The 25,610-nt window shown below is 61.0% G+C and carries 20 protein-coding genes; 14 read left to right on the top strand and 6 right to left on the bottom strand.

Going from position 1 to position 25,610, the window contains the following annotated elements; translation table 11 throughout:
• The first annotated feature begins 465 nt into the window (after positions 1–465).
• From rpmH to ACPFL9_RS20940, 8 genes are all read left to right on the top strand, one after another.
• The gene (rpmH, locus tag ACPFL9_RS20975) at positions 466–603 is read left to right on the top strand and encodes a 50S ribosomal protein L34 (RefSeq protein WP_011776797.1); all 138 of its coding nucleotides are present in this window, start codon (positions 466–468) and stop codon (positions 601–603) included.
• Positions 604–644: 41 nt separating this feature from the next.
• A complete protein-coding gene (rnpA, locus tag ACPFL9_RS20970; protein WP_426004995.1) occupies positions 645–1,055 on the top strand; it encodes a ribonuclease P protein component in 411 nt (136 codons plus the stop codon).
• Between the two features lie 67 nt (positions 1,056–1,122).
• On the top strand, positions 1,123–1,494 hold the full coding sequence (gene yidD, locus ACPFL9_RS20965; protein ID WP_426007630.1) for a membrane protein insertion efficiency factor YidD: 372 nt from the start codon (positions 1,123–1,125) through the stop codon (positions 1,492–1,494).
• 16 nt (positions 1,495–1,510) lie between these two features.
• On the top strand, positions 1,511–2,485 hold the full coding sequence (yidC, locus tag ACPFL9_RS20960) for a membrane protein insertase YidC (RefSeq protein WP_426004994.1): 975 nt from the start codon (positions 1,511–1,513) through the stop codon (positions 2,483–2,485).
• A complete protein-coding gene (locus tag ACPFL9_RS20955) occupies positions 2,485–3,036 on the top strand; it encodes a protein jag (protein WP_426004993.1) in 552 nt (183 codons plus the stop codon). The genes yidC and ACPFL9_RS20955 overlap by 1 nt, the downstream gene beginning before the upstream one ends.
• A 6-nt stretch (positions 3,037–3,042) precedes the next feature.
• Entirely contained in the window at positions 3,043–3,693 is a 651-nt protein-coding gene (gene rsmG, locus ACPFL9_RS20950; protein ID WP_426004992.1) for a 16S rRNA (guanine(527)-N(7))-methyltransferase RsmG, read from the top strand.
• A gap of 87 nt (positions 3,694–3,780) precedes the next feature.
• Positions 3,781–4,836, top strand: a complete 1,056-nt coding sequence (locus tag ACPFL9_RS20945) for an AAA family ATPase (RefSeq protein ID WP_426004991.1) — start codon at positions 3,781–3,783, stop codon at positions 4,834–4,836.
• A gap of 66 nt (positions 4,837–4,902) precedes the next feature.
• Positions 4,903–6,117 (top strand): ParB/RepB/Spo0J family partition protein, encoded by a 1,215-nt coding sequence (locus ACPFL9_RS20940; RefSeq protein WP_426004990.1) that lies wholly within the window; start codon positions 4,903–4,905, stop codon positions 6,115–6,117.
• Positions 6,118–12,487: 6,370 nt separating this feature from the next.
• On the opposite strand, the gene trxA is transcribed toward ACPFL9_RS20940, so the two are convergent.
• The 5 genes from trxA to ACPFL9_RS20915 all read right to left on the bottom strand — a co-directional run bounded on the left by trxA (position 12,488) and on the right by ACPFL9_RS20915 (position 18,429).
• The gene (trxA, locus tag ACPFL9_RS20935; protein ID WP_426004988.1) at positions 12,488–12,814 is read right to left on the bottom strand and encodes a thioredoxin; all 327 of its coding nucleotides are present in this window, start codon (positions 12,812–12,814) and stop codon (positions 12,488–12,490) included.
• A 33-nt stretch (positions 12,815–12,847) separates the two neighbouring features.
• Positions 12,848–13,804, bottom strand: a complete 957-nt coding sequence (gene trxB, locus ACPFL9_RS20930) for a thioredoxin-disulfide reductase (RefSeq protein WP_426004986.1) — start codon at positions 13,802–13,804, stop codon at positions 12,848–12,850.
• Between the two features lie 239 nt (positions 13,805–14,043).
• The gene (locus tag ACPFL9_RS20925) at positions 14,044–15,756 is read right to left on the bottom strand and encodes an ABC transporter substrate-binding protein (RefSeq protein WP_426004985.1); all 1,713 of its coding nucleotides are present in this window, start codon (positions 15,754–15,756) and stop codon (positions 14,044–14,046) included.
• Positions 15,757–15,895: 139 nt separating this feature from the next.
• Positions 15,896–17,899 (bottom strand): murein biosynthesis integral membrane protein MurJ, encoded by a 2,004-nt coding sequence (murJ, locus tag ACPFL9_RS20920; RefSeq protein WP_426004984.1) that lies wholly within the window; start codon positions 17,897–17,899, stop codon positions 15,896–15,898.
• A gap of 26 nt (positions 17,900–17,925) precedes the next feature.
• Positions 17,926–18,429, bottom strand: coding sequence for an NUDIX hydrolase (locus tag ACPFL9_RS20915; RefSeq protein WP_090822121.1), 504 nt, complete (start codon positions 18,427–18,429; stop codon positions 17,926–17,928).
• A gap of 196 nt (positions 18,430–18,625) precedes the next feature.
• Here ACPFL9_RS20915 and ACPFL9_RS20910 point away from each other — a divergent pair, with 196 nt between their 5' ends.
• The 5 genes from ACPFL9_RS20910 to ACPFL9_RS20890 all read left to right on the top strand — a co-directional run bounded on the left by ACPFL9_RS20910 (position 18,626) and on the right by ACPFL9_RS20890 (position 24,528).
• Positions 18,626–20,089, top strand: coding sequence for a CCA tRNA nucleotidyltransferase (locus ACPFL9_RS20910; RefSeq protein WP_426004983.1), 1,464 nt, complete (start codon positions 18,626–18,628; stop codon positions 20,087–20,089).
• Positions 20,090–20,671 (top strand): histidine phosphatase family protein, encoded by a 582-nt coding sequence (locus tag ACPFL9_RS20905; RefSeq protein ID WP_426004982.1) that lies wholly within the window; start codon positions 20,090–20,092, stop codon positions 20,669–20,671.
• Between the two features lie 611 nt (positions 20,672–21,282).
• Positions 21,283–21,432 carry a hypothetical protein gene (locus tag ACPFL9_RS20900; protein ID WP_426004981.1) on the top strand — a complete coding sequence of 50 codons (150 nt, stop codon included), beginning with the start codon at positions 21,283–21,285 and terminating at the stop codon, positions 21,430–21,432.
• 146 nt (positions 21,433–21,578) lie between these two features.
• A complete protein-coding gene (locus tag ACPFL9_RS20895; protein WP_426004979.1) occupies positions 21,579–23,090 on the top strand; it encodes a glycosyltransferase family 87 protein in 1,512 nt (503 codons plus the stop codon).
• Positions 23,083–24,528 (top strand): phytoene desaturase family protein, encoded by a 1,446-nt coding sequence (locus tag ACPFL9_RS20890; RefSeq protein WP_426004978.1) that lies wholly within the window; start codon positions 23,083–23,085, stop codon positions 24,526–24,528. The genes ACPFL9_RS20895 and ACPFL9_RS20890 overlap by 8 nt, the downstream gene beginning before the upstream one ends.
• Here the strand turns inward: ACPFL9_RS20890 and ACPFL9_RS20885 are convergent.
• Entirely contained in the window at positions 24,525–25,130 is a 606-nt protein-coding gene (locus ACPFL9_RS20885; RefSeq protein WP_426004977.1) for an NAD(P)-dependent oxidoreductase, read from the bottom strand. The two genes, ACPFL9_RS20890 and ACPFL9_RS20885, sit on opposite strands and share 4 nt — an antisense overlap.
• 84 nt (positions 25,131–25,214) lie before the next feature.
• Here ACPFL9_RS20885 and ACPFL9_RS20880 point away from each other — a divergent pair, with 84 nt between their 5' ends.
• A complete protein-coding gene (locus tag ACPFL9_RS20880) occupies positions 25,215–25,610 on the top strand; it encodes a winged helix-turn-helix transcriptional regulator (RefSeq protein ID WP_426004976.1) in 396 nt (131 codons plus the stop codon).

The following is a 25,610-nucleotide window of genomic DNA, read 5'->3' as shown; positions in this document are numbered from 1 at the left end:
CATTTACGTTCCTCGTACTTGCTTGCCGGCATTGCTGGCAGCCGAAAGTGTCTCCGACTGGGCGTTGCTCCGGGGTAAATCCACAGAGTTATGCACAGCGGGTGGACAATGGGCTACTGAGCCACTCTAGGGGATGATTTCCCCAGAAGATAGCTGGGAAGTTGCTTGTGGATAATTACACGGTTGTGGTTCGTGAACGGGCCCTGTGAGCCAGTTCATCCACAGGCTGGGAACCATTGTTTGGCACAGCTGTGGATAGCTTCGGGCAGTCTCCCCGGTTTGACTGAGGGCGTATTTTTGCCCTAACGTTGTGAAGTCCTTTGTGTCCGCTTTTGCGATCAGTTGCACCTCCGCGCGTTCATCGTGCGGGCAGCAGCGGCGGCAGGCACATACAAAACTTAGCGTCGGCCAGTTCTTCCCCTTTTGATCGGGTGGGCGCACCTTTGATCCACTGGAGTAACTAACGTGAGCAAGCGGACTTTTCAGCCGAATAACCGCCGTCGGGCCAAGAAGCACGGCTTCCGCCTTCGTATGCGCACCCGTGCCGGCCGCGCCATCCTGGCTGCCCGTCGCGGCAAGGGCCGCGTCGAGCTGTCGGCCTAAATAACTGACTTGTCGGTCAGAGTCCTTTCGCAGGTTCGTCGGTGCTAGCCACCCCTAACCGTCTTCGGACGTCTACCGACTTTTCAACAACTGTACGTTCCGGCGTCCGCAATGGACGCCGGAACTTAGTGTTATATACGGCCTCTATCGGGGCCGGGGAGCCCAGCCGGATTGGCTTCATTGTCTCCAAAGCCGTCGGGAACGCCGTGACCAGGAACCTCGTTAAGAGGAGACTGAGAGAAGCAGGTGCATTGTCCTTGCGTGTGCATGGGACTGGCCTGGCGGTAGTGGTCCGGGCGTTGCCTGCAGCTGCATCGGCCAGCTGGGAGCAACTGCTGTCCGACTACAACGCCGCACTGGCAGTGACGACGAAGCGACTGGCTGGCTCCGCTCCAGCGAACGCTTCGCCGGAACAAAACGGCACCACAACGGAAGGGACACCGCGTGCGTAACCGCAGCACCGCCGTCGTTCCTTCCCCTGGTGACCCGGCGCCTTCCGCCGGGCATCCCGTCGCAGCAGTGCCGCCTTCCCGCAACGTGCCGGCGGCGGTGGGTGCTTTCCTTTGGGACTTGCCCCGGAACATTCTGATCCTCCTGCTGAAGGCCTACCGCAAGGTTGTTTCGCCCCTTTATGGCCAGGTATGCCGTTTCTTCCCCTCCTGTTCGGCATATGCCCTGGAGGCGGTCACGGTGCATGGCGCGGTGAAGGGCAGTTGGCTCGCAGCCAAGAGGCTCGCCAGGTGCCACCCTTGGAATGCCGGCGGAGTGGACCATGTCCCCGCCGGCCACCGTCATTGGCCCGAAGGCCGGACGCCCACAATTGTTGTACTGAACAATCCGGACAAGTTCCTGGCTGCTCAGGCTGATGAAGAAGGCCGCTCCGCGGCCTGACGAATAGGGATATCGTATGGACTTCTTTGAAACAATCATGTTTCCGTTCAAGTGGTTGGTGTCAATCATCATGGTTGGCTTCCACGAGGGACTGAGCTTCCTTGGAATGCCCGCGGCGAACGGTTGGACCTGGACCCTGTCCATCATCGGCCTGGTGCTGGTGATCCGTGCTGCCCTGATCCCGGTCTTCGTCAAGCAGATCAAAGCCCAGCGCGGCATGCAGCTGCTCCAGCCGGACCTGAAGAAGCTGCAGACCAAGTACAAGGGCAAGACCGACCAGCTCAGCCGCCAGGCCATGGCGCAGGAGCAGATGGCCCTGTACAAGAAGCACGGCACCAACCCGTTCTCAGCATGTTTGCCGATGCTGATCCAGATGCCGTTCTTCTTCGCGCTGTTCCAGGTGCTTTCGGGTGTCACTGCCGCCCGCAATGAGGGCGAAGGCATTGGGGCCATGAGCCACGAGCAGGTAGTTCAGTTCGATCAGTCGAGCATCTTCGGCGCCCCGCTGTCCGCCTCCCTGCTGCACGGCGATCCCAGCGGCGGCAACACTGCCGTTGCTGTGTGGGTCCTTTCCATCATCATGATCCTCGCGATGACTGCCTCGCAGTTCATCACCCAGAAGCAGATCATGGCCAAGAACATGTCCGAGGAAGCCCTCGCCAGCCCGTTCATGCGCCAGCAGAAGATGATGCTCTACATCCTGCCGCTCGTGTTCGGTATCGGCGGCATCAACTTCCCCATCGGTGTCCTCATCTACTGGACCACCACCAACCTCTGGACCATGGGACAGCAGTTCTTCGTCATCCGCCGCATGCCCACCCCGGGTTCCCCGGCCGCAAAGGCCCTGGAGGAACGCCGTGCCGCCAAGGGCCTGCCGCCGCTGCTGGGCGGTAAGAAGAACGACGACGCCGAGGCTGCCGCCGCCGCTGCTGCGGCTGAAATCCGCAGCCAGCGCGTCCAGCCACAACGTAAGAACAGGAAGAAGAAGTAATGTCTGCTGAGAGCACCGAAGAAGTAACCACGGCTGTGGCCGAAGACCAGGACGACGCGCAGGAAGCGACTTTGTCCAAGTCCGCCAGCCGGCTGGAAGAGGAAGGCGACATCGCAGCCGACTACCTCGAAGAACTTCTTGATATCGCGGATATCGACGGAGACATCGACATCGAGGTGCGCAACGGCCGTACCTACATCTCCATCGCTGCCGAGGAAGAGTCCGCCGCGCTGGAGAACCTTGTGGGCCGCGACGGCGAGGTCCTCGAAGCCCTCCAGGAACTTGCGCGGCTGTCTGTCCTCTCCGCTACTGAGAACCGCTCCAGGCTGGTGCTGGACATCAATGGTTACCGCAAGGACCGTGCCGGTGTGCTCCAGCAGATCGCAGAGGATGCCGTGGCCAAGGTCAAGGAATCCGGTGGCACCATTGCTTTGGAGCCGATGAGCGCTTACGAGCGCAAGATCGTTCACGACGCCGTTGCTGACCTTGGCTTCGTTTCCGAGTCCGAAGGCGAAGGCTCCGGACGCCACATCGTGGTTTCGGCCGACTAACGGCCCATGGTTGAGATTACCGACGCTGAACTGCAGGCGGCCGAGAAGATCTTCGGCGACAGGCTGGATCTGGCCAAACGCTACGTTGAGCACCTGGCCACGTCCGGTATTGAACGGGGCCTGATTGGGCCCCGCGAAGTTCCCCGGCTGTGGGGTCGCCACGTTCTTAACTGTGCAGTCATCGAGTCCGCCATCGCCAAGGACAGCCACGTCGCGGACGTTGGTTCGGGCGCCGGTCTTCCCGGTCTCTGCCTGGCCATTGCCCGCCCGGACCTCGAGCTGACACTCATCGAGCCCCTGGAACGCCGCGTGATCTGGCTCCAGGAAGTCGTGGATGATCTGGGTCTGGACAACGTGACCGTGATGCGGACACGTGCCGAACTGGCCGTGGGCCTTGTGGATGCGGACGTGGTTACCGCGCGTGCCGTCTCAGCCCTGACCAACCTTGCCGGCCTCACCATCCCCTTGCTCAACGGCAAGGGCGAGGTGGTGGCCATCAAGGGCAGGAGCGCGGCCGAGGAAATCGAGAAGGCCAGGAAGGTCATCCGCAAGCTCGGAGGTGTGGAGACGTCCGTTGTGGTGTGTGGGCAGGAACTCCTGGAGGAACCCACCACCGTGGTGAGGATCATCGTCAACAAGCCCGGAAAGACGGAGTAGACGCCGCTTGGTTTCCCGCGTGTCGCCGGGTGAGCAGTTAGGCTAGAGAACGGCAGCATGCGCCGAATGAGAGTGAGAGTGTGACCAGTGGGCAGTAGCGAAACCTCAACGCAGCGGATACCCCCGTTTATGTCTTTGGGGTCCGCACGCTCCATCGCCGCTTCTTCTCCTGCACCCCAAATTCCAGTGGTTCGCACGGAATCGGTTGATGTTTCCGCCGTTTCACGTGAAACCCTGACGGACGGAGTTCACAACGTCATGGACTCCATCGATGATTCCAGTCCCATCGCGCGGCAACTGGCCAACGAGACACGACGCCGCGAACGGCTGATCGGACGCGAATTGCCCAAACCTGAACGGACACGAATCTTCACGGTGTCCAACCAGAAGGGCGGCGTAGGCAAGACCACTACCACGGTCAACATTGCCGCTGCCCTGGCGTCCGCTGGACTCAACGTTCTGGTCATCGACATCGATCCGCAGGGTAATGCGTCCACTGCACTGGGCATTGAGCACCACGCCGACGTCGACAGCATCTACGACGTCCTCATCAACGACCTTCCCCTGAAGGACGTTGTGGCTCCTTGCCCCGACATCCCCAACCTCATCTGCGCCCCGGCCACCATTCACCTGGCCGGTGCCGAGATCGAACTGGTCTCCCTTGTGGCCCGCGAACAGCGTCTTCGCCGGGCTATTGACGTTTACGCCAAGGAGCGGGAGAAGAACGGTGAGGGCCGTTTGGACTTCATCTTCATCGACTGCCCGCCCAGCTTGGGCCTGCTCACAGTGAATGCTTTCTGCGCTGCCAGTGAGGTCCTTATACCCATCCAGTGCGAGTACTACGCGCTGGAAGGCCTCAGCCAGTTGTTGAAGAATATCGAGATGATCCAGAAGCACCTCAATGCTGACCTGGTGGTCTCCACCATTCTCCTGACCATGTACGACGGTCGCACCAACCTTGCGGCACAGGTGGCCTCCGAAGTCAGGCAGCATTTCCCGCAGCAGGTATTGAGCGCTGTGGTTCCGCGCTCCGTGCGCATCTCTGAAGCGCCCAGCTACCAGCAAACGGTCATGACGTACGATCCTTCCTCGAGCGGTGCACTTTCCTACATGGAAGCCGCAGCTGAAATCGCTGAACGCTAGAATTCTTGAAACACTGCAACAGCTTGGGCCCGGACGTGCTCAGCAATCCATCGGAGGGATGAATCAATGAGCGAAAAGCGAAGGGGCCTGGGCAGGGGTCTTGGGGCTCTCATTCCCAGCTCTGCTGCGGCCGGGGCTCAGGGCAACGGTTCGTCACCTTCCCGTCCGGTTGACCTTTTCTTTCCTGAAGCGCGAAAGACCGTAGAGCCTCTTGACGCACCCGAGGCCGATGCTGCCCCGGAACCCAAGGACCGTAAGGCTCCCGCGCCGCGAACCAGCACGTCCAAGTCGCCTGCTGCCAAAACACCGGCTGCGAAGGAGTCGTCCGCAAAGCCGGCCACCAAGCGTGGAAGCGGCGCGCCGGCTTCCGCCGTGGACTCTGAAGAAAGCACGACGGCGGCTGCCGCACAACCGCAGGAACCATCGGCTGCCTCCGGCGCACCTGAGGTTGAGCTTGTAGAGGTGCCGGGTGCCAGGTTCGCCGAGATCCCGGTCAAGGACATCCATCCCAACCGCAAACAGCCCCGAAGCGTCTTCGATGAGGACGACATGGCCGAGCTGGTGCACTCGGTCAAAGAAATCGGCGTGCTCCAGCCAATTGTTGTTCGTACCTCAACCGAAAAAGGTGGAGAACCGTACGAGCTTGTCATGGGCGAGCGTCGGTGGCGCGCAGTACAGGCTGCGGGACTCGACACCATCCCTGCGATCGTCAGGGATACGACTGATGACGACCTCCTGCGGGACGCGTTGCTGGAGAACCTCCACAGGAGCCAGCTGAATCCCTTGGAAGAAGCTGCTGCCTATCAACAGTTGCTCGAGGACTTCGGTACCACTCACGAGCAACTGGCGGACAGGATCGGTCGCTCGCGCCCTCAGGTCTCCAATACACTTCGTTTGTTGAAGCTTCCGCCGTTGGTCCAGCGCCGCGTTGCTGCCAGTGTGCTGTCAGCCGGTCACGCACGCGCGCTGCTGTCGCTCCCGGATGCCGCCGCCATGGAACGCCTTGCCCAAAGAATCGTTGCCGAGGGTATGTCAGTTCGTGCGACGGAAGAGGCCGTTGCCCTCTACCAGGAGCCGGCTACTCCCACTAAGAACTCGATCCCCAAGCCAAATGCCCGGCATGAGCGACTGGATTATCTGGCTTCCTCTCTTTCCGACCGTTTGGATACGAACGTCAAGATTACCCTTGGGGCCCGCAAGGGCCGGGTGAGCATTGAGTTTGCCAGCGTGGAGGATCTCAACCGGATTATGGACGTGCTGAGCCCCGGGGCGGAAGAGTAATCGTGGTGAGCTGACGGAAAGGGTCTGTTTCTTGGAAACAGGCCCTTTTTGTTTGTGGTTAGCACTGTCGTAGCAATCTTCCGAACCCAGACAGGACGCAGTGCACGCATAACGACATATGGGAGCGTCAGATGGCAACCTATGGGTGGTGTTCTTTGGCTGCAAGCAGTGTGGCTGTTGCCACCCTTGGTGTCTCGTTGGGCGTCGTTTCTTCCGTGCGCGTCTAGTCTAAGGAAGTCTGTAGTCCTGGGGATGATCCGGCGTGGACTGCGTTTCACGTGAAACATAGGGGTTAGAGACTATGTCGTGACGGGTGAGCCGATGCGCGGAGTGCTGGGCTGTCCTGCTTTGCCGTGAGGAATTTGCACTCTTTTCTGGCGATATCGCATTCTTCGGCTGACGTCGAGATGATTCAGTGTAGGGATTGTGTCGTATAGAGGGCCTGGAGCGTCTTTACAGCCTCGGAGCCCTCCCTAACGGTGTTGAGCGCCTGAGACCAACCCGGTGTTCTTCCAGGAGCCTGTGGGGCCACTCACGCCTCCTGTAGGCGTGCCCTAGTAGCGTTTGCCTCAGCGTCATTTCTGAAATCCTGAGAGGCACAGGTCCGGGGATTTGTTGTTTGTGAGACGTCCAGGGTGACTGGTGCCTAGTGGCGTTAAGAACCTACTCGTTGGACTGCGGTTCACACGTTCCGCCATGTCGTTCAACCGCGGGTAGCTTGTGATCCGTGATCTTGGACCGCACCGGCCTCCTTTTTGAAGGCTGCGATCGACGATATTCCTGCTCATCTGGCCAAAATTGCTTGGATCATACCGCCCTCTAGCTCGTCCGGGAGTTGTTGTAGCCAGGCTGAACGCCTTTGATCCTCAGCCGAGTTGGTTCATGCCGTCCCTCCCCTTACATCTGTTGGTTGCCCGCCAAGGAGTAGGCGCATCCCGGCAATCGATGTCTTCGCGTACGCAGACTACGACTGTTTCCGGCATTGTCGATGTGGGCGCCATTGTTCCGCTGTTACGGCACTGCCATTCCTTCTTGTCCTGGCACTTGCTAGACCTTCATCCGTGCGTTGATCAATCGAACTTTGGGAGTTCAGGACTCCACGCACGGATCAATCCGGGTGCGTGCGCTGCCACGCAGCCCCTTCCCTGCATTGCGGCGTTGTTCTTAGCGCCATCTATCCGGGCGCGATGACGGGGCCGAACGAGCCTCCGTGCCGACCGCCTCCCCGTTACGAGACACCTTTGGAGATTTCCGCCCTACGCTCCCTCACCGTGCCTGGATACTTTGGTGTTTGTCACCTCTATTTTGGACGAGCCAGCGCTCGAATGTTTCACGTGAAACGGGAACGCTTAGCAAAGGGTTCGCACCTCCCCCGAAGCTGCATCGTGGGCCGTCATTCACGCAACTTGTAAGCGGTCTCGTGCTTTGAGCGTGTGCGGTGGCTGCGACAACCGAAAAAAGAAGGTTGTTTCACGTGAAACGTCCGCTCGGTCCTACCAGAGTGCGGGTTTCGCCTACGGCGCTCCACATGGTGAACGTTGCCCCGCCGTTCGCTGCCCACTCACTATCTGTCTGGTTTCACGTGAAACACGACTGAGACAACGAGGGCACCTTGGCCTCAGTGCTGAGACACTGATGCCCCCTTCTCTCGCCTACGAATTTTACGTTTTATGCGAGAAGCTTCTGCCCCGTTGCTGTAGCAGGCTATGCCGGCCCGTACGATGACCCTCCGGGATAGTCGAGTCACTGGATTAACCGGATGGTCGGATCCATCGTCCTGCAGGGATGACGTCATGTTCGTGGCGGAAGGACCCACGGCTGTGGGCGCCGACTCTTCTTGGAGGGTAGTATCCGGGCTATGCGAAGGGGTGATATGCGGGCTCTGCCTCGCTCCGCTCAGCCGGCCTGCTTTGGATGCCAGTGGTAGGGACCCTTCACCAGCCGCTACTTTCCTATCACCTGCGCTGCGTGCCTAATGAAGGCACAAAAGTCGTGGACAGCGGACCCCAGCGATGCGAGGCCTCCCCTGTGCTCGCTGCGGGCCCTAAGGCGGCGGTATTCAGCAGCTTGGACTGGAACGGCGCAGGGAATACCAGCTAATGGTTTATCCATCTCAGAGACAGTGGTGTGCCTGGAGCCACACGCCCTGCTCCCCTTCTGCGATCAACTCGACATCACTCCCGCAGTGATGATTGCGTGCGCCTTTTCAGGCTTCTTCCAGTTGTCCAGCGATCCGCAGCAGCCGTCGTTGATGCTCACATCGCCACCGGCCATTGTCGGCCCTCAATACATCTGGTTCCAGGAAGAGGCAGGACAGAGGAGAGGACCAATGCGTCTGGATCAAAGCGCTGCAGTACGACCCCTGGTGGGGTGATTACCGCAGGCCGTGATCGCGCCTCAGTAGTGGGCTTGTGGTGCTCCCTTGGCGCAAACGATCAAGACAACGGAATCAGAGAATGTAGCAGCAGTTCCTCAGTCTTCCAGGAAATCCGCTAAGGGGACTCACTGTTGACACACCCCGTTGTCAGCAGTGTGAAGTACATCATTGATCGGATGTTGTACCACGATCGAGGCCGGTCGGACTCAAGCTGGACTTCCGCCGCAATCAGGTGCTGGGCCAGGTTATGTTCCTTCTCTTCCATGATGTGCATGAGCTGTAAGTAGATCAGCGAGCCGATGCCAGGTGTGAACTGTCATGAGGGCAGCTGGTGGTTCGACTGGAATAGCGGAGCGAACGGATCCCCACGGCGAAGCGTGCTTGTGGAGTGGGCCACAGCACGGTGGATATCGCTGTGGATAACTTTGGGGACAACTTCGCGGTCTACGACCGTCTCAATGCACGGCAAGCAGATGTGTACGGCTCCCAACGGCGATGGGGGGCGCGGTTTGTACGTCACCGTCGCTGATGTTTCACGTGAAACAGTGCGAAGCTCGGTGGAGGAGTACCTCAGTGACCAAAAAACGCGTCTGGACGGTCCTTTCTGTGGCTTTTAGTCCACATTTCAGTCGATTCTCGCCTCACCCGAGCCGAGTGGGAAGGGCTCGCGTTTAGATTTTGTGTAGCCCCCCTGCTTTCATGTGTTAGGCAGGTGAAGGGGACAGACCAACATCCATGAGATTTGCAGACGTTCCGCCTGTGGGCGACGGTGGATAAGCCTGTGGATAACATTGTGCATAAATAGCGACGAAAGTCCCAGGAGCGGTAGCCTCACCCCGGTCCAAGAGACCTCCCTTAGCAGATGGCCGGACGCCCATTTTGGTTAGACGCCGATGCACAAGAGCGGATTCAAACCTGCGTGGCCGCCGGTCACGAAACTCGTCAACGGCACAGTAGAGCGCGTGTGTTCATCTAGACCAGAACCAAGAGAACGGACAGCGCGGTGTATAGGGCATCCCTTCAGGAGGAGCCCGAAAGATCGGATGTTTGTATATGGGGTGAACTACCTGCGCGGGAGTAGTCTTAGCGATGCTCCCAACTCAAGTGCCTGCCCTTAGCCCGTGAATGATGGTGGTGCATGGGTGTGCCCAGGGTGTCAGTCCCGCAGCGTGCCAGGGTCGATATGAAGCTGACCGCCTTGGAGGGATTCCGTTCCCCGGCTGACGGTGGTTGGTTTGGGGCCCGGCCGCTGGACCTGCCAAAGCGCCTCCCCCGCGGAGCCCGTAATCACTTCTTGGCATTCCCACGGGCTTATCCTCAGCGTGTCGTGGTGTCGTGGTGTCGTGGTGTCGTGGTGTCGTGGTGTCGTGGTGGCGTGGTGTCGTAGTTCGTGATGCTTGTGCTGTCCCGCAGGTTGAGATGACCACCCACCGTCGATCAGGGCTCTGTGGTGGCCAATACTTATGGAGTCTGTAGTACGGATATGATGCTCCGACGATGTGGACGCCGATACGGAGCTGGTCGTGTGCCATTATCGAATGAGTCTGTCTTTACTCGGGGTCCAGATCGAGGACCGATTGGTCGCTGGATCCGGATCGGCGCCCTGACATGCTCTGTGAGAGGAGCGCGGACCGGCGGTGGGTTTGTGATGCCGCATCCTTGCCATAGGCGCTTGAACTTATTGGTCCTGCCTCCGAGTAGGCGGCTAAAGTGTCGAACCCGGTTGTAGAGAATCCGGCCACCCCTCAGCTGTTTCACGTGAAACATAGGGGTACAGCCCACGGCATGTGGGGCAGCGGTACACAGGCTCTGTTCCGATCTTCCGCGTCGTGGAGGAGCCCAAACCACAGGATTGTGTCCAACTGGACCACCGGCTACGAGCGGCTGCCCAATGCCAGTGGCACCTCGGTGCTGCGTAAACGATCCGTCATTCCGGCAATGAACGAGCTGACGGACGCCCTACGGTTCATCGGGATGGAGGAACTCATGACGCACCGGCCAGGACGTGGGCTACCTGGTGTTTGCTCGTGGGTCATGCCCATAGGGAACCTCCAAGGTGCTTTTAGTGGGCCACCTGCGGCGGTGTTTCACGTGAAACACAGATCACGAGCCGCCTTATCGTTTGGGAGGCTCAGACGTACCAGAGCGGAGAATGTGCGAATTGGGCACTGTGATCCCCCGCAGAACCACAAGGGGTCGACGGGCGGAAGCAGTTGGAGTCACCACAAGGTGTATCGCGCGCTCACCCGCGTAGAAGATACAGCTAACAGGCTCTCTCAGCAGGGCTAGGCAGTCCCGTCAGCCCTCCGGACGCTGCAACCCACTCTTTGCAGTTAGCGTTCATCTCGCAGACATCAAGGCTTGTGACGCACTTAAGTCAGCAGCCAGGCGCGGTTACCTCTCGGTCGAGCAGTGACGTGTCCACCTGCATCCCGAATCAGTACCATCGACCGATCGAGACGGCCTGCAGATACGGAACTTCTGGGGAATCAAAGGAGCGCCTAAGTCCCTATGTGGCTGTATTGGGGCCTATCGGAGGGCGCGGGCACTATCAGGGCGGCCTCGGAATTATCGGAGCGCCCGCGTCGATCAGCTTGCCCGCGGCCCTATTGGAGCGCCCGCATCGATCAGCATGCCGGCGGTGCTTAGAGTGCACTGGTTTGCTCGGCCGGACCATTGAGCGGTCGCTTAGGACTTATCGAATGGGTAGCGGTCTCTCATGACAACACACCCCCGAGGGCCGATCTGCCGGCGGCTGTCGGTTGATGTAGCGGATCTCTGGGCTGCCTGCCACTTTTGACCTGACAGTTTTATGAGTGGCTTCGAACTGACGGAAAGAAGCACCTGTCGAAGCATGTACCACGAGAAACATGGGTAGGAAACTCAAACGGGGTGAGTAACCGCCGCTTTCGAGTGCTCTGTAGGTTTAAGTCGCCCCTTCCATCTGAACTGAGGGCTGAGTAGTCAATGAAGAACGCCCTCAGCTGAGCGACCCGCGGGACGAACTACCTAGTGGCGGTGAAGGAGGGATCCTGGAAGTCCGAAAACACAGTCCAACATCAAGGCCATCATCAAGGCGACAAAGACTCGTGGCCGGCGACCCGCAATCTGGCTCCAACCAGGCGAAGGCCCAAAACGAGGTCAAAGGCTGGGGACGTTTGCGTGGGTCAGTGGCTGCCAAAGCGATGTCAGAGGCTTCGAAGCTGAGAATGCCACGCCATGGGCTCATTAGTACGCTCATCTGATGGGCGGGCTTTGCCCGTAAGCGCCGTGGACCCATGTTTCACGTGAAACAGTGGTCTTTGTCGGCGTCCCCCAGCAGTTAGGTGCCCACAGTAGAAAGTAATGGACGTGAAGGCCCAGGCCTTCCTCTTAGGTAGGCGTAGTGGAGGCGGTTGGGGCGAGGGGCACGCAGAACCGGTATCCATCAGCCAAAGCAGGGGCCAGCCGTAATGATCAAGCACCATGTAAAGCAACCCCGCGTGGGCGCCGAGTCCACACCGCCGATCGGCGTATACGCGATCGGCGCAGAAACGCCGGAAGGGCTGAACAACACATTGGTCGCTTGCAAGGGTCGTTGCTGTTTCACGTGAAACATCATTCGCAGCAGCCATCAGCAGCCATCAGCCGTCAGCAACCCAACGCCCAGCCTGGCCAGGTTCTTCTGTACCCAGCTTCTTCTGTACCTTGCCGAAGAGAGCATCACTTCCGCCGCTGCCGGTCAATCGCGAAGCATTTCTCTACTGCAGTAGACTTCACCATACCCGGAGTCCCACACACGAATTCTGCACCGCGTGGACCGTGCCAGTTCCTCCGGACTGGGGAGACAACAGTGCTCCAGTGAGTCGACCCGGGATCAAAGAATGAAGCACGAGCGCGTGGAGGAAATGCACGAGTAACACAACCGGGAGGGGATGCAGAGACAAAAAAGACGACCTCTGCTCCCGGGTGGGAAGCAGAGGCCGTCGGATGTGGGCCCGAAAGACCCCGGAATCAGGACAGGACGTCCGCGAATTCCTTCTCGAAGAACTGCTTGGGCTTGGCGCCGATGACGGTGCTTTTCACTTCTCCCCCGCTGAAGAGGTATACGGCGGGGATGGAGGTGATTCCATACTCAGCGGCAATAGCCGGGTTGTCGTCCACGTTGAGCTTCACGACATCGACCTTGTCGCTGTACTCGACAGAGATCTCATCGAGGATGGGTCCGAGCTTACGGCAGGGGCCACACCATTCTGCCCAGAAGTCTACGATGACGGGCTTCTCGGAACCCAGGACATCTGTGCTGAAGCTTGCGTCGGTTACGTCTTTGGCGTTGCTCATAACTTTCCCTTCTTGGAGTTTGCTTGAAGCAGCTTAGGAGTGCAGGTCTGCAAGGTAGTGCTCGACGTCCAGTGCGGCCACGCAACCCGAACCGGAAGCCGTGATGGCCTGGCGGTAGGTTGGGTCGATGACATCACCGGCAGCAAATACACCCTTGATGCTGGTCTTGGAACTGCGGCCCTCGACGGCGATGGTGCCTTCGGGCGTCAGTTCCACCTTGCCCTTGACCAGGTCGGTACGCGGATCGTTGCCAATGGCCACGAACACACCCGTCACAGCGAGCTCGGATTCCGTGCCATCCACGAGGTTCCTCAGCTTAAGGCCCGTGACCTTGTCCCCGCCCAGGACATCGTCCACTGCGGTGTTCCACACGAAGTTGATCTTTTCATGAGCCTGGGCGCGGTCGCCCATGATCTTGGAAGCCTTGAGGGTGTCGCGGCGGTGGACCACAGTCACGGACTTGGCAAACTTGGTGAGGAAGAGCGCTTCCTCCATGGCGGAGTCACCGCCACCGATGACCGCGATGTCCTGGTCCTTGAAGAAGAAACCGTCACAGGTTGCACACCAGCTGACGCCGTGGCCGGAAAGGCGCTTTTCGTTCTCCAAGCCAAGCTCGCGGTAGGCCGAACCGGTGGACAGGATAATGGCCTTCGCCTGGAAGGTCTCCCCCGTTCCAATGGTCACGGTCTTGATGTCGCCGTCGAGGTCCAGTTCGGTGACGTCCTCAAAGAGGATCTCTGTACCAAAGCGGGCTGCCTGCTTCTCGAAGTTCTCCATGAGATCCGGGCCCATGATGCCTTCCGGGAAACCCGGGTAGTTTTCAACGTCGGTGGTGTTCATCAATTCGCCGCCGGCGGTGACTGAACCGGCGATGAGCAGAGGCTTCATGTTGGCGCGGGCGGTGTAGACGGCGGCGGTGTAGCCGGCCGGACCGGAACCTACGATGATGACGTCACGCACCTGCGATGCGCTGGTTTCTGCAATGCTCACGTGGCGTGAACCTCTTCCTTTTATCGATGCTGCCGCTTTCGGGGCAGCCACCTGACTCAACCCTTGGAAAGCTCCAATTATTCCGTTGGTTTTTGAGGGACGCTGAAGACCCTAAAACCCACCGTCATTCAGGGTACCGGTAGAGGGGCGGCCGAATCGAAGCGGCCAGACAAACCAGGTAGCAGTAGAGGCCGTTCTGATGGTTCAAAACGGCCCCTACTGCTACTTAGTTGGGTGAGTTACTGGACGGTAACCTCGGCCAGGCGGAGACCGAATCCGAAGCGTGTCTTAGGGGCTGCCAGCTTGGGCAGGGTCTTGATGACAACAATGACGTACTGGGCCTGGGTGGGCGCTGCCAGCGGCATGGTCAACTCGGGCGACGTGAAACTGTTGGTCCCCACCAGCTTGGCACCGTCCATGGCGGGGCGATCGTTGGTGTAAACGCTGATGCTGCCGCCGGATCCACCCAACTGGTTGAGGACCACGGACTTGATTTCGGCCGGCTCCTTGAGCTTCACGACCAAGGGCATCTCGTCCGTCAGTCCCCCGCCCCAGTCAGCGGACGCGAATTCCATGTCCGACCAGTAGCTTGCAGCATTGCCGTCGAATGCCTTCACCAGGTCCTTGTCGAATGCAGCGGCGAAATCGAAGTTACCCAGTCGGGTAATGTCCTCGATGGCCGGAGGTGCTGCCGGAGCCGCTGTCTCCGACGGCGTGGGCTCGGTTGTCCCGCTGCCTGTGCCGTTGGATTGCGGCGCCGTGGTGTTCTGGGTCGCCGCAGGAGAGCCGCTGGGGAGCAGGCTTCCGAGGTTAGTCACTGCCAGAACAAGGCCCACGATCAGGACGGCGGCAAGAAGACCGCCCACCAGCCAGCGCATGGACCGCGGCTCACGTTCCGGTGTGTCATCTTCATAGTCGTCGTCGGTCTGGTAGTCCTCAACAGCGGCCGACGCCGGGAAGCTGCTTGCCGCGCGGTCGTATCCGGCGTTGGAGGTACTGGCCGCGGCACCACCGGCAGCAGCGCCACCGGCGAAGCCATAGTCTTCCTCGGACCACAATGAAACCTTCGGCTCCGCAGGTTCCCGTTCCGGCTTGGACTGCGGAGAGGGTTGGCGGGCAGCAGGCTGTGCATTGACTGCCTGGGTAGGCGGCTGCACGGGAGCAGCGGGCGGTTGCGCAGGGGCCGCGGGAGGCTTCGCGGGAGCGGAAGCAGCAGGCGAAGCACCCGCTGCTTGTGCGTTGACGGCCTGTGTTGGCGGTTGGGCAGTGTCAGCAGGAGCAGGAGCAGCCTGGGCTTCCTGGTTCTTGGACCCCGTCCCCTTCTTCAGGGCAGCAGCAGCGGCAACGCCTGCGGCTCCAGCACCCGCAGCTGCAGCGGCGAGTTTACCTGCCAGGCCCCCGCCGCTCTTGGATGATGACGGGTTGGACGCGGGCATGGGTGGGACGTGGCCGGCAGCTGCAGCCGGCTCGTCGGCGTCGTGCTCACGCTGGACGGGGTATCCATCCTGGTCGTACTGGATGTACTCGGCCTCGTGCTCGTCGTCCTCGTAGAGGCCGTCGTAGGTTTCGGGTTCGTAGGTCCTCGATTGGCCGAAAATTTCACTGCCCAGGGTTTCCGTGAAAAACGGTTCGACATAGGGCGGGTTGGTGGCGACCACCAGGTCCAGGAGGTCCGGGGCCGTGCTGTGGTTGGTGATCAGGTAGGTGGTGTTGTCGCTGACGCCGAGGTCCAGGATCTGCACGTTTCCGGGGCGCTCCCCGGTGGCTACCTCGCGGGCGCTTTGAGCTACTTGTTCGGCATTTCCGGGACCGGCTACGAGGATGCTCACGGGACGGTTGAGAACCTGGTCGACGCCGTCGAGCACCAGATCTTGGTCATGCGAGGTCAGTACCGTGGCTGTGACCTTGTAGCGGCCGCCAAGTACTGATCCGACGTCGATCGGGTGGGACACGTGTTCCTCCTAGGCTGTCCGGGAGCTGCGGGTCCTGCATGCTGGCCACCCGCTGAGCCGGGTAAAACCACTTTTGCAACTACCTGTATTGGTTTCTAGCCTAACGGATTGAGGCCCTTCGCCCACGTTGGCGGCGCCGTTACTCCTTGTCGTCCCCGGGGACAGGGAAGTATGGATTCCGTCCGGGGTCGCCTTGGTAGGTGCGGCGCCCAGGCAACGGAACCTGCGGACGGAAGCGGCTGCCTTTGGCCGTGCTGGGCACATCTTCCTCGGGAAGGTAGCTCTCGGCGCCCTCCGCAGGCGCTTCGGGCTCCGGCTGCAAGGCCGGCCCGGCCCTGAAGGAGGCTGCGTCGAATTCGCCCGAGATGCGCGGAATCAGGCCAGTGTCATCCGAGACCGTGGCGCGCGCCGGCGTCGTGGGTGTTGCTGCGGTGGCAGGACCGGCGCTGACGGGGACGCCGCGGCCCAGGCGGCCCAGCAGCGGCCGCAGGAGGTCGCGGAGTTCACTGACGCGGAAGACCTTCAGCAGGAACAGGTAGGCAACCAGCATGACAGGCCCGACGACGACCACGGTCACCAGGGCGGCTGGCCGGCTGCTCCAAGCGAAGCCGTCGGCCCGGTAGCTGCCCAGCAGCCAGAGCGCGAGGGCACCGGCAAGCGCGGAACCGAGGCCTGCGTAACCCATGCGGATGTAGGAATTGGCAATGCGGGGACCATCCAGGTGGCCGAGGAGTCGACGGAGGAACACCACGCTGATCACCACTGACAGGATGTTGCCCAAGGTGTAGAGGATGGCGACCGCGTAGATGATCTGGCCGACGGGGAGGAACTGGATGAAGAATGCGCCCACCACGTAGATCAGGGCCAGCAGGAGCTGGACATACAGCGGCGTGCGGGCGTCTTCGTTGGCATAGAACACGCGCGACATCATGAAGTTCGCGCTCAGGAACGGAGTGCTCAGCGCAAGGATGGTGAGCGTTTGGGCCAGCATGACGCCGTCCTGGGGTTTGCCACCGGAGAAGAACATACCCAGCGGGCCGGCCAGGGCGAACAACGCCAAGGCACCGAACACGGTGGCCACGGCCATGGTGCGCAGGCCGTGGGAGAGGGCATCGCGCAGCTCGGCCTTGTTGCCGTCCTGGGACGCGCGCGTCATGCGGTTAAAGAGGACGGTGGCCAGCGACAGCGCGATGATCGAGTGCGGCAGCAGGTACAGCTGGCTCGCTACTTCCAGGACGGCGTTGCCGGGCAGTACAGCCGCGGCTGCATCGTCTCCGGCGTTGTCCAGGCGCAGGCGCTCGGCACCGGGAATCGTGGCAATTTTCATGACGTAAAGGAACGCCAACTGCCCGACGGCGGCAGTCAGTAACGTCCAGATGCTCAGCTTGGCTGCCTGGCCCAGTCCAACCCCGCGCCATCCGAAGCGGGGCCTCAGCCCCAGCTTCAGGCGAAGAACAGGGATGAGCAAAATGGCTGTTTGCGCCACAACACCGATGGTGGAGAAACCGGCCACAAGGAATGTCTGGGTTGGCCCCCAGTTGTCCAAGGTGTGCGGGTTGGTGACGTTGTCTCCCAGGATCCAGATGAACATCCCCAAACCGGCGATAGCCACCAGGTTATTAAGGATGGGTGCCCACATGGCCGGCCCGAAGGCTCCGTGGGCGTTGAGTACCTGGGTCAGCAGGGCGTACAGGCCGTAGAAGAAAATCTGGGGCAGGCACCAGAAAGCGAACGTGACAGCCAGCGCCTTCTGTTGCTCCGAGTAACCCTGCGTGGTGAGGTCGATGACCAGTGGAGCCGCCAACGTCACAAGTGCAGTGAGCCCGAGGAGAACCAGCACCGCCAGTGTCAGGAGACGGCTGATGTAATCGGCTCCCCTGTCCGGTGCGTTGCTTGCCTTGATGATTTGCGGCACCAGGACGGCGTTGAAAACACCACCGGCAACCAGCAGGAAGATCAGGTTGGGCAGGTTGTTCGCGTTAATAAACGTGTCATTGACCGTTGAACCCAGGCCGAGGGCGGCCCCGAGCATCCAGGTCTTAGCGAAGCCAAGGAACCGGGAAACCAACGTTCCGGCGGCCATGATGGCGCTGGAACGTGCTTCTCCGGATTGAACGGACTGGGTTGCTTTGGCGTCAGACATCGCCTTTATCGTCCCATGAGCCCGCGTCAGAGGTGTTCCGGCAGCACTTCCCGTGCCAGGTCGGCGATGCGGCGTTCATTGGGGAAGGACAATTTGCGGGCAAGTTCCTGGATGGGAACCCAGGCGGCGTCCACGGCTTCCTGGTCGGGATCGTTCTCGATGGTGAGCTCCCCGCCGGTAGCTTGCAGCAGGAAATGATGGACAGTTTTGTGCACGCGGTGGCCGCTGACCGTAAACCAGTAATCGATACTTCCCAGGGGTGCCAGGATGCTGCCTTCGATGCCGGTTTCCTCGGCGATTTCCCGGACAGCTGCTTCCTCATTGTTCTCCCGGCCTTCCGGGTGGCCCTTGGGCAGGCACCACTCCAGCCGGCCACCCCTGTTAAGGCGGGCAATGATCGCAACCCGCAACTCGCCGTCGGACGTGTCCACTACGACGCCGCCCGCGGAGACTTCCTCAACAGTGGGAAGCGAGGCCTGGACCGGGTGCTGCGGGGCGGGCGCGACGTGGGCGCCGATTGCCGACGGCAACGGTGCGTTTGTCCTCCTGCCAGGAGCGCTCGGTATCGGATTGGCCATGAAGTCCACTCTAACGACTCTTGCCCGTGAGTGATGACCGGGACATGGCCACAAGATGGACTGCAGGAGCCGGCTGTTCGGGGACGCCGGGTTTTTGCAGCGATCCGTGACCCAACGCAGGGTAAAAATCTGCCAAGCTTAAGGGACTATGGCGCACGTATTGGACAGTTCTTCAGTTAACTTCACCATCGACCCGGTGGTGCTCGATCTCGGGCAGCGCTTTGTCGACGCCGGATTTGAGCTGTCGCTGGTGGGTGGACCCGTGCGCGACCTTTTCCTGGGCAGGACATCCCCGGACCTGGATTTCACGACTGATGCAACGCCGGACCAGACGATCTCCGTCATCAAGAAGTGGGCGGATAACTTCTGGGAGATCGGGCGTGCGTTCGGGACGATCGGGATGCGCAAGGACGGCTTCCAGATCGAAATCACCACCTACCGTGCCGAGGCCTATGACCCCGACTCCCGCAAACCAGTGGTGGCTTTCGGCAACTCGCTGACCGATGACCTGCTGCGCCGCGACTTCACCATCAACGCCATGGCCCTGAAACTGCCTGGCCTGGAACTCGTGGATCCCTTCGGCGGGGTCCGCGACCTCCATGCCTCGGAACTGGCCACCCCCGGCGCGCCTGAAGCATCCTTTTCCGACGATCCGCTGCGCATGATGCGGGCAGCCCGGTTCGCGTCGCAGCTGGGTGTGTCGGTACATGACGACGTCCGCCTTGCCATGAGCCAGATGGCCGACCGCATCAAGATCATCTCCGCCGAGCGTGTCCGGGATGAACTCATCAAGCTTATTAACGGAGCGCACCCCCGGGTGGGTATCGACCTGCTGGTGGACACGGGCCTTGCCGAGTTCGTCCTCCCGGAAGTCTCTGCCCTGCGGCTGGAGTCGGATGAACACCACCGCCACAAGGACGTCTACCAGCATTCGCTCCAGGTCCTGGAACAGGCTGCAGACCTTGAAACCGGTCCGGACGGCCCGGTGCCCGGGCCTGACTTCGTGCTGCGGTTCGCGGCGTTGATGCACGACGTCGGCAAGCCGGCTACGCGCAAATTCGAACCGGGCGGCGCGGTCAGCTTCAGGCACCACGACGTCGTGGGTGCGAAGCTCACCGCCAAGCGCATGAAAGCACTGAGGTTCGACAACGACACCATCAAGGCCGTTGCCCGTTTGGTTGAACTGCACATGCGCTTCTACGGCTACGGCGATGCCGGCTGGACTGACTCGGCCGTCCGCCGTTACGTTACGGACGCAGGTCCGCTGCTCGAGCGCCTGCACCGGCTCACCCGTTCGGACGTCACAACACGCAACCAGCGTAAGGCCGACAGGTTGTCGTTCGCCTACGATGACCTTGAGCAGCGCATCGCTGCCTTGCTGGAACAGGAATCGCTGGCAGCCATCCGGCCGGACCTGGACGGTGCCCGGATCATGGCGCTCCTCGGAATCAAGCCCGGCCCTGTGGTGGGCCGTGCCTACAAGTTCCTCCTGGAGGAGCGCATGGAACACGGACCGCTGTCCCCCGAGGAAGCCGAATCAAAGCTCCTGGCCTGGTGGGACGCCCAACCCGAGTCCGCCGTCGAGCTTTCAACCGAAACAGAGGAGCCCTAATTGACCGCCGCGACTTCACCGCGTCCGCAGCTCTGGATCCTTCGCCACGGCGAGACTGAATGGTCCAAGAGTGGCCAGTACACCGGCCTGACCGACCTTCCGCTGACTGTGGAAGGCGAACAGCAGGCCGTGGAAGCCCGCAAGGTCCTCGAAGGCATCGACTTCGACCTGGTCCTCACTTCCCCGCTTCGCCGTGCCCGCCGCACCGCGGAACTGGCCGGCTACCCGGACGCCGTCCATGAGCCGTTGGCCGTGGAGTGGAACTATGGCGATTACGAGGGCATCAGTTCCGACCTCATCCGTAAGGACAACCCCGACTACCTCATCTGGACCGATGGCGTTCCCAACGGGGAAACCCTGGACGAAGTCGCAGCCCGGGCCGACAAGATCATTGGCCGGGTCCTGGAATCCGGAATGGACAACGTCCTGGTGGTGGCCCACGGCCATTTCTCCCGCATTCTCACGGCCCGCTGGCTGGAAATGGACGCCCGTGAAGGCCGGCATTTCATTCTTGGAACCGCCAAGGTCTGCACCCTGGGGTGGGACAAGCGAACCCCTGCCATTGTCCGCTGGGGCCTGTAAACCCTCATCCTGCCCACCAACTAATCCTAAGATTTCAAGAAACTTTTGAAAAAAGTGCGAATTAGCTGGTCATGACAGTAATTCATGCTGTAGCTTATATCTTGTTCCCAGAGCGACCCGCCGGGAACCAGGCGTGCATAGGGCAGTCAGTCAGCTGTCCATGCCACAAGCAGAAAAGGAGGTTGGGAAAAATGATTACTTTGACTAGCGGATGGAATGTGACCGTCAATGCCGCCCCGGCCTCTGCTGCTTTGCGACGCCCTTTTACAAAGCACATCTCCAATCACTGATCACTCCTGAATTGCCGGACCGGGCTTGTTGCCGGCGGTTTTTCACTGTCACCTCCGGGTGGCGCTGAGTAGTCAGCTGTAGAGGCAGACCCTGGCAGAACGCCGCGGGTGTGCAGTTTCCCCAAAGATCGGAACCAGCTTCTTGTTGGGGGCCGCTGCAGGAAATCCAAATCTCCTGCGGGACCATTCGAGGTTTTTCCGTTCAGGTCTGCTTTATCCCTTATTTATCCTTGGGTAATTGTGCCCTTTTGCCATGGTTTTTCACTGCATAAATCAGGCTTTATTTGTTGTGCCCAAATGCCCCGTAGTTTATGGAAGGAGGTGATCGCTTTGCGCAAACGCCCGGAAGAACAGCGCTTCTACAAGAGCAGCGACGCTCCCAAAGACCGCACACTGTTCAACGGCCAGCTGCTTGACCAGCGCCGTGAAGACGTCTTCGTTGTCCTGCACCAGATGGGACTCATCCGCTGATGCATCCGTGCCGTGAATGAAGGAGTGTCCGGTGCCGCATATCCAGGCTGAACCCCAGGGAGCCCACGCTGCCATGCGTGGGCTCCCCCTTTTGAAGTCTGTTCCGGGTTGGTACCGCCGGAGCTACCTGACGGTAAGCTCGACTCATGCAGGAGACGAGGCCGCGCCGGCAAAGTAAACGTGCAGGCTTTGTGGTCCCCAGCCGGAATGATTCCCTGCTGCGCAACTTCACTGAGCTCGTGGGCGGTCCCCTGGGCAGGCACACGTCGCCGGGAAGGATCTCTCCCGGTCCGTTCACTGTTGAACGCGTCCTGATCGTCCTCACCGTCATCGCCGCCCTGCTTGCCATCCTGGCCAAGGATTACTGCAGGACCAACGGTTGGCAGACACCCAGCCAGTTCTATGCCACGTGCTACTCGGACTTCCCGGAGCTCTTCCGCAACCGTGGCCTGGGCGATGGTGCTTTTCCGTTCCTCACTCCTGACGCCCTGTTCGAATACCCCGTGCTTATGGGACTCATCGCGGGAGCTACGGCGTTGCTGGTCCCCGGCCAAGGAGTCAGCAACGAACGCATCCTGGGCTACTTCGATGTCAACGCCACCTCGATTGTTGCGGTGTGGATCATCACCGTTCTCCTGACTGCCCGCATGAACAGGCGCAGGCCGTGGGACGCCGCCATGGTTGCTGTGGCGCCGGGCATCATCCTGGCCGGATTCATTAACTGGGATATGTGGGCTGTGGCGCTCCTGGCCCTGGCCATGTACTTCTTTTCCCGCGACAAAGCGGTCCTGGCTGGTATCTGCATCGGTCTCGGCACGGCAACCAAGCTCTACCCCGTGCTGATCCTGGGGGCGGTCCTCGTGCTGGCCCTAAGGAGCGGGCGGATCAAGACCTTCCTGGTGACCACCGCTTCCGCGCTGGCGGCGTGGTTGGCGGTCAACCTGCCCTTCGCCGCCATGAACCCCGCCGGATGGCGGTACTTTTTCGAGTTCACCCAGGACAGGCCGGCGGGGTACAGCTCACCATGGTTCGCCTACAACCTGATTGCCGAGCGGCTCCAATGGGTGCAACTGAACGCGCTCACCATCAACGCCCTCGCCCTGAACCTGTTCGTCCTGGCGTGTGCCCTGATTGCCGTCCTTGCCCTCGTGGCTCCACGCAGGCCCCGGCTTGCGCAACTGGCCTTCCTGATCGTGGCCGCCTTTATCCTGACCAACAAGGTGTACTCGCCCCAATTCGTCATCTGGCTGATCCCCTTGCTGGCACTGGCAAGGCCCCGGTGGCGGGACTTCCTGATCTGGCAGGCAGCAGAAGGGCTGCACTGGGCGGCCATCTGGATGTATCTCGGCCAGGCAACCAGCGGAGGGGCAGCCCAGCACAACATCGACATGTCCGCCTACGTCATGGCCGTGCTGGTTCATATGGCGGCTACGGCCTACCTCATGGTCCGCGTGGTCATCGACATCTGGGACCCCTCGCAGGATCCCCTGCGGTCTTCGGGCGACGATGACCCGCACGGTGGTCCGTTCGCCGGAACACGGGATTGGTTGAGAATCGACCTGTTCCGCCCCACCGCCTCCATTCTTCCCTGGCGCAAACAGGAAGTATCCGTCCCACCCGAAGCACCCCCTGCAAAGGAGGTCGGCCGCCATGGCTGATGTCGCCGTCGTCGGATCCGGTCCCAACGGTCTTGCCGCTGCGGTGGTGATGGCCCGGGCAGGCCTGGACGTGCAGCTGTATGAGGCAGCGGACACGATCGGCGGTGGGTCGCGCACCAGTGAACTGATGGAGCCGGGATACCTGCATGATGTCTGCTCGGCGGTGCATCCCATGGCGCTGGTGTCGCCCTTCTTCCGCGACTTCGAGCTCGCGCGGCGGGTGGAACTGATCGTGCCCGAAGTCCAGCACGGCGTGCCGCTGGACGTAGGTGGTGCCGCTGTTGCCTACCAATCCCTGGTCCGCACGGTGATGGAACTGGGCGTCGACGGACCCACCTACCGCCGCCTTATCGAGCCGCTGCTTGCGCGCGTGGATGGCGTAGTGGACTTTACGTCCAACAAGCTGCTGCGGATCCCCAAGGATCCAATCGCCGCTCTCAAGTTCGGACTCGCGACGCTGGACCAGGGTACGCCGGTGTGGAACCGGCGGTTCAAGGAGACTGCCGCTCCCGCGCTGCTGACCGGTGTCATGTCCCATGCGCTCGGGTCGCAACCTTCGCTGAGCTCCACCGGCGCCGGACTGATGCTCAGCATCCTTGCCCACGCGGGAGGATGGGCTGTGCCCGTAGGCGGATCACAGTCCATTGCCAAGGCCATGGCCGACGATCTCGTTGCCCATGGGGGGACCATCCATACCGGCCAGCGGATAGACTCCCTGGACCAGGTCCGGCCAGCGAAGGCGATCCTGCTGGATGTTGCCCCACCGACGCTGCTGCGCTTGGGAGGGGCGGAAATCCCGGACCGGTACAGGCGCTCACTTGAAGCATTCCGTTTTGGGAATGCAGCGTGCAAGGTGGACTACATCCTGTCCGAGCCGGTTCCGTGGTTGGCGCCCGAGCTCCGGAAGGCCGGTACGGTGCACGTCGGCGGATCGCGCCGGTCGATGGCGGAGTCGGAAAACCAGGTTGATCTTGGGATGCACCCGGATGAACCCTACGTCCTGGTTTCACAGCCCTCGTTGGTGGACTCATCCCGGGCTCCGGCCGGAAAACAGATCCTGTGGACCTACTGCCACGTGCCTGCCGGATCCACGGTGGACATGGCCGAGGCCGTGACCAACCGCATCGAGCGCTACGCTCCCGGTTTCCGGGACGTTGTGGTGCGGTCCAAAACCACGACGGCGGCGGAGATGGCCGAATACAACGAGAACTATGTGGGTGGAGATTTCAGCGCGGGAATCATGGACATGCCGGGGCTGCTCCGGCGGCCCGTGGTGTCGATGGTTCCGTGGCGGACGCCGCTGCGGGGCGTCTACCTGTGTTCTTCTTCCACCCCGCCAGGGCCGGGAGTGACGGGAATGCCCGGGTATCACGCCGCCGAACATGCCTTGAAAGACATATTCGGCAAACGCGTACCAGGGCTGGGCGTTGGCAGTTAGTTCGCCGCGGTGAAGCGTGCCCGGCGGTGTGCCGGGCTTTCGATCTCGTCCAGCATGGCCACAGCGTAGTCCTGCGACGAGATGGAGTTCCCTGCAGGAGTGTCTTTGGCGACCTTGTACTCGCCGGTGCGCTCACCAGGCTGGATCAGGGGTGCAGGTGCCAGTACGGTCCAGTCCAGGGCCTCGGGTGCCTGCCGGACGATCTCCAGGGCCTTGGCACCCGTGGTTGCTTCCGCCTTGTAGGCCTCGGGGAAATCCGGAGAGTCAAGGAGCCGGACGCCGTCGATCTCCAGGGTTCCTGCGCCGCCGACGATCATCAGCCGGGTTCCTTCGGCATTGCTGTAGGCCGTGGCCATGGCGTTCAGCCACTCTGCATGGTCACCGCCGGTGCGGCTGGGACCCGTAGCCAGCACAACGACGTCGTGGTTTTTCGCGATGGAGGAGAAGACCTGGGCGTCGGACTGGTCGGCTGCCTTTGCCGTTGCTCCGGCCACCTCGGTGCCCTTGCGTGAAATGGCGGTGACCTCGTGGCCGCGGGTCAGGGATTCCTGAACGATCTGGCTGCCGACCATGCCGGTTGCCCCGTAGACTGCGATCTTCATAGCTGCTCCTTTAGGTTGGTATCCTTGTTGTAGTTCAAAGGTATCTATTTGATACTGATAGCTTCAAAGGAACCCAGTTACCTGATGGAAACCAACCTCCCCGCCAACGTCCTTGACCCCAACTGCCCTTCCCGCGTGATCTTCCAGCGCATCGGCGACAAGTGGGCCTCCCTGGTCATCCAGGTGCTGGGGGCCGGGCCTGTCCGGTTCTCGGAGTTGCGCAAGATGGTCAACGTAGTCACGCCCAAGGTGCTGACGCAGACGCTCCGAGCGTTGGAACGGGACGGCTTGATCACGCGCACTGTCTACGCCCAGGTTCCGCCACGGGTGGATTACCAACTGACTCCGCTGGGCCAGTCCTTGCTGGAGCCGTTGCGCCTGCTGCGTGAATGGGCCGAAAGCCACGTGCCCAGCATCCTCGAAGCCCGTGACGCCTACGACGAAGCCCAGGACGACGCACTCCTCCCCGAACCCAACTGA

Origin of the sequence: Paenarthrobacter sp. NyZ202 (assembly GCF_049860755.1) — a bacterium.
GTDB lineage: Bacteria > Actinomycetota > Actinomycetes > Actinomycetales > Micrococcaceae > Arthrobacter.
This window is presented reverse-complemented; position numbering and strand designations above follow the sequence as displayed.